The sequence below is a fragment of the Hirschia sp. genome, from assembly GCF_058892565.1.
This window is the reverse complement of sequence record NZ_JBZXVU010000009.1, coordinates 44782-57123: the sequence shown is the minus strand read 5'-3', so window position 1 is coordinate 57123 and position 12342 is coordinate 44782. Positions and strand designations below refer to the sequence as shown.

Sequence of the window (12342 nt, the reverse complement as noted above, 5' to 3'; positions counted from 1 at the left end):
CAGACCTATTGCTCTTCTATGTGTTTGAGGAGTGAAGGAATGCAGGGGTTATCGTTATTTTTTTTCCAAACAATATGTAGCTCAACTGGATAGTGGGAAGGCAGTTCCAGTGGCCGGTATTCCACGTTCGAAAATTTCAACACACTCGCTGCCTCTGGCACAATAGCCGCTCCTAGATTTGCATGTACGAGAGATAGCATTGTGTGTATCTGACTCATGTATTGGGTAAATATTGGTTCTACATTCGCGCGTTCAAAGTGTTTGTTCAACATGTCATGAAAATACCCAGCGCGTTGTGGAGTATACATGATGAAATTAGAAGCGTGAAAGTCCTGAAGCGTCAATGTCTCTTTGCTTGCTTTAGGGTCGCTAGCGGGAATGGCTGCAATAAGTTTTTCTCGAAGTATGCGGCGCTTTTCATACCCTTTTAAATTGAAGCGACCTCTTAATAATCCTATATCGACCTGTCCAGATTCAAGAGCTTGTATCTGGTCGCTTGTAATCATTTCTCTCAAGATAAGTTGGGTGCTTGGAAGTTTCGAGCAGCAAACATCTATAAGGTGAGGGAGATAGCTGTATCCTGAAGCTGCGGTGAAACTAATGGCCAAATTGCCAACTTCACCTGAAGCAACACGTTTGGCTATTGCGGCGGCATCCTGTGAAATTCTAAGAATGTGTTTGGCTTCAACCAAAAAGCGTTTCCCTGCAGGAGTCAGCTTTACAGAACGGCTAGTTCTATCAAAAAGAGGTGTTCCTAGAACTCGTTCTAACACTTGCACCTGTCTGCTGACAGGTGGTTGCGTCATGTTGAGGCGTTCTGCACCTCGTCCAAAATGCATTTCCTCGGCGACTGCAACAAAACATCTTAGTTGACTGAATTCAAACATAGAACTGTCCTTAGTGCCGGTTGTTTCTAACGAGAAAAACCGGCTTCAAACTGCATATTCAGACAGTTGTGAGATTAGGAAACTTTGTCAATGAGAAGTTTTAGGCGTTGTATTTGATCTTCATTTAGGTCGGTGAGGGGGCTGCGTACTGGGCCGGCGGGGCGACCTATAGCTTTCATTCCGGCCTTAACAATCGATACAGCGTAGCCTTTGCCTTCATTGCGCAGTGCTATATAAGGTAGAACGAAAGTTTTAAGTCCTTCCATAATGGTGTCATGATCTTTAGCGCGAACAGCTTTGTAGAACTTCGTTGCGAAACTTGGCACAAAGTTGAAAATCGCTGACGAATAAGTCGTCACACCCATTTCTAGGTATGCTGGGGCAAAAGTTTCGGCTGTTGGGAGGCCGCCAATATATGTCAATCTATCTCCCATGCGCGCATAGATACGCATCATAAGTTCTATGTCTCCAACGCCATCTTTAAAGCCGATAAGATTGGGGTTGCGATCGCAGAGTTTATCAAGCGTAACTTCGTCGATGATCCCGTTATCGCGATTGTAAACTATGACACCTAATTTTGTAGAGCGGCAGACAGCTTCTATGTGATCATAGAGACCTTGTTGACCTGCAAACATGAGATAGGGTGGTAAAAGCAAGATACCGTCAGCGCCTGCCTTTTCAGCATTTTGTGCCAAGTCTGTCGCGATCGCTGTTCCGTAACCACAACCAGCGATAACAGGTGTTTTTCCGCGAACGACATCGACGGTTGCGCGAACGATCTTGTCGACCTCTTCCGGCCTTAAGGAGAAAAACTCTCCCGTTCCACCGGCAGCAAAAACTCCGGAGAGTTCATGTGATAGCATATATTCGCAGTGTTCTTTATAGGCGGTACTATTGAAATGCCCAGCCTCATCAAAGTGAGTAACGGGAAATGAGAGTAGGCCAGATCCTAATACGCGCGCCATTTCACGCGGAGAAGCATTGTGCATCGTCAATCCTTAAATGAAATTTCTAATCATAATAAGGACTTTAGCTTTGAAAATTGTATGTCGTCTAACGCCAATATGTTATCAATTCATTCAATTATTGTATTAATCAGGCAGTGGTTTCGTTTGATAGTTCAATGCTGAAATTGAATGGATCCATAGTGTTTTAGCTGTTTTTCTTTTGCTGTCAGTGTTTATTTTGAATCAAATAACTATGGGAGGAAATAAAAATGTCTAGGGATATACAACAAAGAGGGTCGCTTAAACCAACATGGCTTTCCAGTGTGTCATGTGCAGGCTTAACGTTGGCATTAGTATCAACTTCATTGCCTGTGGCGAATGCACAAAATGTCGATGTTGCCGCTGAAGAAGATGCTCCAAAGCAATTGGAGACAATTGTCGTAACAGGCTTTCGTAAAAGCCTAGAAGAATCGCTAGATCTAAAACGAAATGCCGTCAATTCAACTGAGAGCATTGTCGCTGAGGATATGGGGAAAATGCCAGATCTCAATCTGGCTGAGTCAATCCAACGTGTGCCGGGCGTCGCTATTTCACGTGAAGGTGGTGAAGGGCGTCAGGTAACTTTACGTGGCTTGGGACCTCAGTTCACGCGCACGACGCTAAATGGCATGGAGGTTCCGGCTTCCTCTGATGGTTTGGATTCATCGGGTGGCTTGAATGGTAGTCGCGCGTTTGATTTTAACGTTTTTTCTTCTGAGCTTTTTAACAGGATAGATATTCAAAAATCTTCAAAAGCTTCCACAGAAGAAGGTGGAATTGCTGGGACGGTCGACCTTTACACACCAAGGCCTTTCGACAAGCCGGGTTTCAACGTCTCGGGTGGTGTGAAAATGGGTTATAATGATCTAACCGAAGAAATGGATCCGCGTGGTTCAGTTTTAATATCAAATACTTTTGGTGATACTTTTGGTATCATCGGTTCACTTGCTTACACGCAGCGAACAGTACGTCAGGAAGGGTTTGGTTCTGTTCGTTGGCAGAGTCCGTCTAACAATGGGCGCACATGGGCAGATACATCTGCAACCGTTGTAAATGGTACTATTGCGGAGGGGCGCACGCTTGATGATGTAATGGCACCCCGCCTGCCGCGTCTGGATTATTTTGGAAATGACCAAGAGCGTATTGGTGGGGCAGTTGCGCTACAATATCGTCCAACTGCAAATATGGATTTTGTGCTTGATGTGGTTCATTCAGAACTTGAGAACTATCGCGATGCATACAATCTTATGGGCCAATTCCGTAACTTGTTTGATTCTATAACGCCTCTTGAGGTAAGTATTTCGGAAGATGGTAAGTCCCTAACTTCCGGTACATTCGACAATGTAGTGCTTCGTGTAGAAAACCGATTGACGGAATCAACAACGAAGTTTGATCAGCTCGCTTTTAATGGTGATATCGACCTAGATGACAGCAAGTCTATACATTTTATTCTTGGTGCGTCTGAATCTGATTTTCGTGTTGAACAATATCGCTTCAATCTAACTGCCATTGAAGGCACGACGATGGGTTTTAACTTTACTGGCGATGAGAATTTCCCATCTCTAACATATGGGTTTGATGTTACCGATCCGAGTAATTTTGGATTCACGGGTCCGACTATTCGTGCAAATGATGTGAAACGTAAAAATGTGACGGCGGGATTGGATTTTACCTGGGAGATTGGTGCATCTAATCTTAAAGCGGGTGTTATCTTCAATGATCGTGAAATTGATACGTTGACATCGAACGTGGTCGAGCGAACTGAACCGACTTCGCTTGACGGATTGACAACTCTGCTGCCCGTTTCAAACTTTGGAGAAGGCATTGCTTCAGGGGGGATCCCAGGTAATTTTGTCGTGGCTGACTATGATGCAACAATTGCCGCATATCAGTTGGGCCCTTGGGTGCCTGATGCTGTGGATGGTGGAACGTTCAATATCCAAGAAAAAACTCAAGGCGCTTATGTTGAGTTTAGCGCTGAGGCTGAACTTCTTGGTCGTCCGCTAAGGTCTAATGCTGGGGTGCGGGTTGTTGAGACTGAAATTACTTCCGCAGGTTCAGTTCCAACGGGTGAGGGGGACGTCGCTGTAAGCGTTACAAACAGCTTCACAACTGTTCTGCCGTCTACCAATTTCGCTTGGGAGTTATCCGATGACGTTCAAATGCGCTTAAATATGGGGCGTACTATGAGCCGTCCCGGATTAGGCGCGCTATCACCTACATCCACATATTCAGGTGTGAATGGAACATTGAGTGGTGGTAACCCATTCTTGGATCCGATTCTGTCAAATCAGATTGATATTGGAGTGGAGTGGTATTTTGCTCCGGAATCTGTTTTGGCTGCTACATTATTCTACAAAGATATTGATGGTTTTGTAGCAACATTCTCCGAATCCGGTCGTGTCGATGCTATTTTTGCGGATCTCATTTTGACAGATGTTGAGTATGATGCTGCCACATGGGTTAACCCAATAAATGATGATTACATTATTTCTCGGCCGCTCAATAATGATGGGTCCGAGTTGACCGGATTTGAATTGGCCTATCAGCAACCATTCACTTTCATGCCCGGCGCGCTGTCAAATTTAGGTGTTCAGGCGAACTATACGTATGTTAAATCTGAATCTGAATATGGTCAGGGGGCATCAGCACTTACTGCACCTTTGATTGGACTATCTGAGCACTCATGGAATGCGACTGTCTATTATGAGACAGAGGTTTATGGGGGACGTCTCTCAGCAAATGGTCGTTCAGAATATAACACGACTGTTCCTGGTCGAAACGGGAGTGCCGAAGAAGCTACAGATGGATCAGTTAACATCGATGCCTCTGCCTTCTGGAATATCAACGATTTCGTCACCTTAACTTTTGAAGCCATTAATTTGACTGACGAAGACGAGCGATTGTTTGTAACGGGTGACGGAAGCCAAGATCTGGTTCGTGAATATAACCACACAGGACGTCAGTTCTTTGTCGGTGCGCGTATGCAGTTCTAAAACTTCCACGTTAACTAAGGGTAGGCTTCCAATCGTTCAGCCTGCCCTTATTTTTTTGAATCAAGGAGTTTTGAATGATTTGCGGTAAACACTATATTGATGGTCAATGGGTTGCGTCTTCAGATACCTTTGTGTCCCATTCTTTGACAGGGAAGGCGAATTCGTTTTCCATTGGTTCAGCAATAGAGGTAGATCAAGCCGTTCAAGCTGCTGAAAAAGCATTTGAGAAATTTGCTCATTCGACGCGCGAAGATCGCGCACTTTTTTTGATTGAAATATCGACACAGATTAAAGCTCGAATAGCCGACATTGTCGCAATTGCGATGGATGAGACAGGATTACCTGAAGCACGATTGATTGGTGAGTGTGCTCGTACGACCGGACAATTAGAACTATTTGCAGAAACAATTCGCGACGGACATTATCTAGATAGGCGGCATGATCCTGCATTGCCTGAAAGAAGCCCTTTACCTCGCCCTGATTTGAAATTGGTTCAAAGACCTGTGGGCCCTGTTGCCGTATTTGGTGCTTCGAATTTTCCATTAGCGTTTTCAGTGGCAGGCGGAGATACTGCATCTGCTCTTGCTGCAGGTTGTCCGGTGGTTGTAAAAGGACATTCTGCTCACCCGGGCACAAGCGAAATGGTGGCGGAGGCCATAGCGACAGCGATTGAGATATGTGGGCTACCCACAGGGGTGTTTTCTCTCTTGCAAGGAGACAATCGGGAATTAGGCACTAGCTTGGTCAAACATCCGTTAGTCAGTGCTGTCGGGTTTACCGGTTCGCTTCGCGGGGGGCGTGCTTTGTATGATTTATGTGCTGCTCGGCCCAATCCTATCCCATTTTTCGGAGAGTTAGGGGCGGTAAACCCTGTCTTTGTCCTTCCAAATGCCAATGTGCTACAAGCAGGTGAGCTTGGTTCCGCTTGGGCTAATTCTGTTACAATGGGTGTTGGTCAATTTTGTACAAACCCGGGTGTTGTTTTTGCACTCGATACGCCGGAGCTTGATGAATTCATCGACGCAGCTCTGATTGTCATGGAGGATTTTAGCTCTCAAAATATGCTAACGGAAGGCATGGCCAAGGCTTATGATGCGGCATGTCAGAAAGTGTCTTCTTTCGAGGGGGTCGAAGTTAAGCTTCAAACGGGCAATTCGTCTCGTAAGGTTGGAGCGCAGCTTTTTACGACAACGGGTAGATACTGGCAGGCTGAACCGGAAATACATGATGAAGTGTTTGGCCCTTGTGGTATTATTGTACGCGTCCAAGATGAAGGCGAACTTATTGATATCGCTAGAAATTTAGTCGGGCAACTCACGTGTACGCTACATCTTGGTGAGGAGGATGCCTTGCTTGCAAAGGCACTGATGCCCATTCTCGAACGCAAGGCCGGCCGTATTTTAGTGAATGGATTTCCAACAGGTGTAGAAGTTTGCGACTCTATGGTGCATGGGGGGCCTTATCCGGCCTCCACTAACTTTGGGGCTACTTCTGTGGGAACAATGTCGATTCGTCGTTTCTTACGCCCAGTTTGTTTCCAAAATATGCCTTCAGAGCTTCTTCCAAGGGAAGTGTTTGACTAGAGCTTAAGCCATAATGTGTCTTGAGTGTTGATAGTGTCTCATGGTTTTGTGTGAAAACTTCAATGCAGCTCGTGTGTTTCTGTGTTTGTTGAGCTGTGTTGATAACGAAGTTAACAAGGTTTTTGAAAATTTTGTCGATCTAGGTGGTCGCTGTGCCGGCAAATGAGGATCTAAGGGAAGCTGAGCATTGATGAGGCATAGGGATAACTAATTTAAATCTTCTATTTATTGATAGCTTGACTCTTTATCGAGGTTAGAACAAAAGTAGAACATATGAATGTTTTAGCTTTTATACCTGACCGTTCTGAGTCATCCAAAGTGCTACCTCTAAAGGCAGAGGAAGAAGCTGTTTTCCCATTTGGGTTGGGGCAAAAAGGTCTGCATGAGTGCGCGGAAAAAAACTATGGAGACATGAGTGCGCTGACTGGGTTTGTGTTGGCAAATATAGAGCCTAAAAGTGCAATACTCTGGGTGAAACAATATAAGTTTGTTCAAGAGCATGGCCGAGCCTTACCAAGCGGTGTGGAGCAATTCAACAATAAGAAATCACATTGGATGCATGTTGTTGTTTCTAAACCTATAGATGCATTATGGGCGATTGAAGAGGGATTAAAATCTAGCGCTTTAGACCTTGTGATTGGTGAAGTTGAAGAAGCTGACTTTACTGCAACGCGTCGATTGAAACTGGCAAGTGAACGCTATGGTGTTCCTGTTGTTTTGCTTATGCCTCACACACGTGAGGGGATTAGCGCATGTGATGCACGTTGGCGCATTAATTCACAGCCCTCCGCCTTTAATTCTTATGATGCCAAAGCCCTAGGTTCACCGTGTTGGAGAGTTGTCTTGGAGAGATGTCGATCAGCACCGTCACGGGCGGGGGAAGCATTTAATTTGGAGTATAATGATGAAGCGCTATCTTTACGTGTGGCTCCCTATGTGGCCACTGGATCGGTTGCGCCGCAAGAAATCTCGTCAGTTAAAGGACAAACCGAAAAAATCAGGCAAAACGGTTAAACGTATTCCTTTTGTTTTGGTCGAAAAAGGCCGGCATGGCATTGAAGTTGTTGCAGCTAATGAAGCGGCGCAAAGCCGAAATATATATTCTGGCTTAGCGTTTACAGATGCACGTGCACGTACGCCTGATCTGGTGTTTGAGGAGATTGATAGAGTAGCTGATAGAAATGCACTGCAAAAACTGGCTGATTGGATGGTACGTTTTTCTCCACGTGTTAGTACTGATGGAAATGATGCGATCGTTATGGAAATAACCGGACTTGATCATTTGTTTGGTGGAGAAGCTAAACTTATGGAGCGGATCAGGGCGTGTTTACAGACAAATGGTTATACATCTCAAATTGCAATAGCGGGTACACTTGGGGCGGCGAATGCACTTGCGCGATATCGTATAAATATTGGTGATGTGTTTGTTTCTCAATTGGGTCATGAAAAACAAGATTTAGCAGACCTTTCGGTAAAAGCTTTGCGGTTGTCAGATAAGACAGTTCAGCTTTTGCGAAAATTCGGGCTCACTCGCATAGATCAGCTTTATGGGTTAGACCGAAAAGCGCTGACGCGGCGGTTTGCATCACGTGAAGCAGCTGATGCTGTGGTATTAAGGCTCGATCAAGCGTTGGGGATACGTCATGAGCCGATCAAACCTGTTATAGCTGAACCTGAATGGGCTATGCGGATGTCATGCCCAGAACCTGTGGCCGCGCAAGACGGTGTGGAATACGCGCTAGACCACCTTTTATCTCAACTTTGTCATAAGCTCGATATGCATGGTGTGGGCGCTCGCGATTTTTGCCTTTATGCCTTTGGTGTTGATGGTAAATGTTCACATATCAGCGCATCATCGGCGAGTGCTGTGCGTGATACAAATCATATTAGGCGATTGTTGAAAGAACATGTTGAAACGATCAATCCGGGCTTTGGAATTGATCTTTTTATGTTGTCAGCAGCACGTATTGAAGGTCTGGATCATGATGCGAAGCCTCTAGCGGCTGACATGGTCGGGGGATTTGATGAAGAGGCTTTTATACGTCTGGCAGATAGGCTTGCTGTCCGCTTAGGCGAAAAAGCTGTGCAAATGCCAATATTCCATGAAAGTCATGTGCCAGAGCGATCTGAAAGCTTCTCACAATTTGCAACGCATTTGATGGAAGCAAGGAGCTTATCTCGCGCAATGGGACCTAGACCCTTACGCATGTTTGAAATGCCCGAGCATGTTGAAGTTATGGCTGAAGTTCCAGATGGGCCACCTGCACGTCTTATATGGCGGCGAGTCATGCGTAAGATTGTGCGGGCGGATGGACCAGAGCGCATTGCGCCGGAATGGTGGAAGCTTTCAGAAAAAGGTGCACGGGCGCGCGACTATTACCGCATTGAAGATGAAGAGGGGTGTCGCTACTGGATTTATCGTCATGGTCTTTACGATGATAATCGCGGGGGACCACCGCAATGGTATATGCATGGAGTATTTGCGTGACTCCGCAATATGCCGAATTGGCTGTCACGACGAATTTTTCTTTCTTGCGGGGTGCCAGTCATGCTGAAGAATTTGTTGCACAGGCCAAAAATTTAGGATTATCGGCGATTGGTATCGCAGATCGCAATACGTTGGCGGGTGTGGTGCGGGCGCATGTTGCAGCCAAAGAACATGGTGTGCGTTTGCTCATCGGTGCGAGGCTGGACCTCACAGATGGTATAAGTCTTTTATGTTACCCAACAGACCGGGCTGCCTATGGGCGTTTGTCACATTTATTATCAGATGGGAAAATGCGCGCACCGAAAGGAGAGTGTCATATCTCCTTGGAGAATGTGATTGCGTATGCTGATGGACAAGTTTTTATTGTTATTCCTCCAATGCAGCCAGATGCTGTTTTTGAAGAAAAATTGCAAATATTGATGGAAAAATTTGCTTCCTCTTCAGAGGGGAGCAGTCCATCTCCCGATAAAAAAATCTATATGGCGCTTATCCATCAATATGGCGGTAAAAATCGTGAAAGATTGGCGCAAATAGCTGCCTTGGCATCCAAGTATAATTTGCCTCTTATTGCGACAAATAATGTGCTTTATCATGTTTCAAGCAGGCGACCGCTGCAGGATATTCTCACTTGTATTCGAGAGCATGTTTCGCTTGAGGACGCTGGGTATTTACTAGAGCCTAATGCTGAGCGTCATCTCAAATCTCCCTCAGAAATGGTGCGCCTTTTCCATGGTTTTAAAGAGGCGATTGAGCATACGCAGAAGATTGTCGAAGCGTGTCAATTCTCCCTTGATGAGTTGCGATATGAATATCCAGATGAGCCTGTCCCGCGAGGGAAAACGCCTCAAGAGCATTTGATTGATATAGCGTGGAAGGGAGCTGAATGGCGTTATCCAGAAGGTGTGCCTGAGAAGGTCCAAAAATCTTTAAATTACGAGCTTGGCCTTATCGGAGAGCTGCATGTTGCGCAGTATTTTTTGACTGTGCATGACATTGTGAAATGGGCACGTGAACAGGAAATATTGTGTCAGGGACGGGGATCTGCGGCTAATTCAGCTGTATGTTATTGCCTCGGAATTACGAGTGTGGATCCTAAGGTCAATGATTTGCTGTTTGATCGTTTCTTATCTCGTGAACGTAAAGAGCCGCCTGATATTGACGTAGATTTCGAACACGAGCGCCGTGAAGAAGTTATCCAATATGTTTATGAGCGTTATGGTCGCCATCGCGCTGCACTTACCGCGACAGTTATTAGTTATCGGCCTCGTTCTGCTGTGCGCGAGGTCTGCAAAGCTTTTGGCTTGAGCGAGGACGTGGCAACAGCACTTGCAAAAACAAACTGGGGTGCATACGGCAAAACAATCTCTGATAAACAGGCCGGTGAGAGTGGGCTTGATCCGCGTAATGAAACTATTCAGCGTGTTTTGCATTTCACACGGCAATTAATTGGCTTTCCTAGACATTTATCTCAGCATGTTGGGGGATTTGTACTGACGCAGGGGCCTTTGGTGGAGACTGTGCCCATTGGTAATGCGGCTATGGATGAGCGCACATTTATTGAATGGGATAAGGACGACATTGATGCGCTCGGCATTATGAAAGTCGATATTCTAGCACTGGGCATGCTAAGCTGTATCCGAAAATGCTTTGATATGCTGCGGCTTTATAAGGGGTTAGAGTATAATCTAGCGACAGTACCCCAAGATGACCCAGCTGTTTATGATATGTTGTGTAAGGCAGATAGTGTCGGTGTGTTTCAGGTCGAAAGCCGTGCGCAAATGAGTATGTTGCCGCGCCTAAGACCAAGAGTTTTCTATGATTTAGTGATTGAGGTTGCGATTGTCCGTCCTGGTCCTATTCAGGGGGATATGGTGCATCCTTATTTGCGACGCAGGAAGCGCATTGAGACTGTTAGCTATCCATCTCCTGCGCCTGAGCATGGTCCGCCGGATGAGTTGGAGAATATTTTGAAGCGGACATTGGGTGTGCCGCTGTTTCAAGAACAAGCCATGCAAGTGGCAATTGATGCAGCCAAATTCACACCTGATGAAGCAAATGGTTTGCGTAAAGCTATGGCGACGTTTCGGCGTAATGGCACGATGGGACTATATGAGGATAAATTTATAAACGGCCTCACCAATCGTGGATATAAACCAGATTTTGCGCAGGCTTGTTTTAATCAAGTTAAAGGCTTTGGAGATTATGGTTTCCCCGAAAGCCATGCAGCGAGTTTTGCTTTGCTTGTCTATGTTTCTTCATGGCTTAAATGCCATCATCCAGAGGTGTTTTGCGCTGCGATTTTAAATTCACAACCTATGGGGTTTTATGCACCAGCTCAACTTGTTCGAGACGCGCGCGAGCATGATGTAGAGGTGCGTCCGCCTGATGTGAATTATTCTGATTGGGATAGTCTTTTAGAGCCTAAGGAAGATGGGACATTCGCAGTGCGTCTTGGGCTAAGACAGATTGAAGGTTTAAGCGAAACACACATTCAAACTCTTATGGATAGGCGTCAAGATGGTTATGATACACCTGAAATATTACGCCAGCGGACAGGGTTGCCGCGTGGGGCATTAGAGCGATTAGCAGCTGCGGATGCGTTTCGTACTATGGGGTTAGATAGGCGTGAAGCTCTATGGGCTATTCGGGGGCAAACACAGGAGGCTCCTTCTGAGCTGTTTGCGTGTTCTGCTACGAAAGAACAGGGCCGCGAGGCAGAAGTCAAACTTCCTGAAATGCCAATGTCTGAGCATGTGATCCAAGATTATCATGCAACGCGATTATCTTTAAAGGCCCATCCAGTTTCATTCCTGCGGGAGCGGTATTCAAGAATGGGGATTCGTACAACTAAGGAAATATACGAATTGCGCAGTGGGTCGCGTGTGATGGTTGGCGGTGTTGTGCTTGTCCGTCAACGCCCAGGAACAGCTTCTGGAGTTGTATTTGTGACGTTGGAAGATGAAACAGGTGTGGCTAATCTTATTGTGTGGCCTAAAGTGATGGAACGTTTTCGTCCTATTGTGATGGGGGCATATCTGATTGCAGTAAAAGGGCGTGTGCAAACTGCAGATAATGTGACGCATATTTTGGCCGAAGAAATCATAGACCGCACACTTGATCTGGAATTTCTGACTGAAGACTCTCAGTATGTTCAATCTAAAGGAGGTGAGGGTAAAACTTGGCCTGTCTATGCTTTAAAATCTGAAGCTGCACGTCATCCCCGTAATGTTAGAGCGATCCCAACAAGTCGTGATTTTCATTAGTCAAAATTATCTTTTTAATAATGAAAAAACAGGCAGCGTTAGATAAGATTAATCTAGTCTTTGGACGGGAAAGGAATTTAACCAACGAGAAAATTACTGCCACTTATTCAGGCCGGCGTCCTAACGGCATAAAAGCATG

7 protein-coding genes are annotated in these 12342 nt (G+C 45.7%); 5 read left to right on the top strand and 2 right to left on the bottom strand.

Annotated features, from left to right (window positions below; genetic code table 11):
* Positions 1-5: 5 nt before the first annotated feature.
* Together AC5EF3_RS04095 and kdgD are read right to left on the bottom strand one after the other, a co-directional pair.
* Positions 6-887 (bottom strand): LysR family transcriptional regulator, encoded by an 882-nt coding sequence (locus AC5EF3_RS04095; RefSeq protein ID WP_015828329.1) that lies wholly within the window; start codon positions 885-887, stop codon positions 6-8.
* A gap of 74 nt (positions 888-961) precedes the next feature.
* A complete protein-coding gene (gene kdgD / locus AC5EF3_RS04090) occupies positions 962-1876 on the bottom strand; it encodes a 5-dehydro-4-deoxyglucarate dehydratase (RefSeq protein WP_493547130.1) in 915 nt (304 codons plus the stop codon).
* Positions 1877-2103: 227 nt separating this feature from the next.
* Between kdgD and AC5EF3_RS04085 the strand changes: the two genes are divergently transcribed.
* The 5 genes from AC5EF3_RS04085 (at position 2104) to AC5EF3_RS04065 (ending at position 12203) form a co-directional block, all read left to right on the top strand.
* Positions 2104-4869, top strand: a complete 2766-nt coding sequence (locus AC5EF3_RS04085) for a TonB-dependent receptor (protein ID WP_493547129.1) — start codon at positions 2104-2106, stop codon at positions 4867-4869.
* Between the two features lie 74 nt (positions 4870-4943).
* Positions 4944-6452, top strand: coding sequence for an aldehyde dehydrogenase (NADP(+)) (locus tag AC5EF3_RS04080; protein WP_493547128.1), 1509 nt, complete (start codon positions 4944-4946; stop codon positions 6450-6452).
* A gap of 273 nt (positions 6453-6725) precedes the next feature.
* Positions 6726-7466, top strand: coding sequence for an ImuA family protein (locus AC5EF3_RS04075; protein ID WP_493547127.1), 741 nt, complete (start codon positions 6726-6728; stop codon positions 7464-7466).
* Complete coding sequence (locus AC5EF3_RS04070) at positions 7387-8940, top strand: Y-family DNA polymerase (RefSeq protein ID WP_493547126.1); 1554 nt, start codon at positions 7387-7389, stop codon at positions 8938-8940. Before AC5EF3_RS04075 ends, AC5EF3_RS04070 begins: the two co-directional genes overlap by 80 nt.
* A complete protein-coding gene (locus AC5EF3_RS04065) occupies positions 8913-12203 on the top strand; it encodes an error-prone DNA polymerase (protein WP_493547125.1) in 3291 nt (1096 codons plus the stop codon). Before AC5EF3_RS04070 ends, AC5EF3_RS04065 begins: the two co-directional genes overlap by 28 nt.
* The last annotated feature ends 139 nt before the right edge of the window (positions 12204-12342 follow it).

Bases quoted from the DNA above. Each gene is read 5' to 3' on its own strand.
- AC5EF3_RS04095 (WP_015828329.1), bottom strand. From the start codon at position 887: ATGTTTGAATTCAGTCAACTAAGATGTTTTGTTGCAGTCGCCGAGGAA.
- kdgD (WP_493547130.1), bottom strand. From the start codon at position 1,876: ATGCACAATGCTTCTCCGCGTGAAATGGCGCGCGTATTAGGATCTGGC.
- AC5EF3_RS04085 (WP_493547129.1), top strand. From the start codon at position 2,104: ATGTCTAGGGATATACAACAAAGAGGGTCGCTTAAACCAACATGGCTT.
- AC5EF3_RS04080 (WP_493547128.1), top strand. From the start codon at position 4,944: ATGATTTGCGGTAAACACTATATTGATGGTCAATGGGTTGCGTCTTCA.
- AC5EF3_RS04075 (WP_493547127.1), top strand. From the start codon at position 6,726: ATGAATGTTTTAGCTTTTATACCTGACCGTTCTGAGTCATCCAAAGTG.
- AC5EF3_RS04070 (WP_493547126.1), top strand. From the start codon at position 7,387: ATGTGGCCACTGGATCGGTTGCGCCGCAAGAAATCTCGTCAGTTAAAG.
- AC5EF3_RS04065 (WP_493547125.1), top strand. From the start codon at position 8,913: ATGGTATATGCATGGAGTATTTGCGTGACTCCGCAATATGCCGAATTG.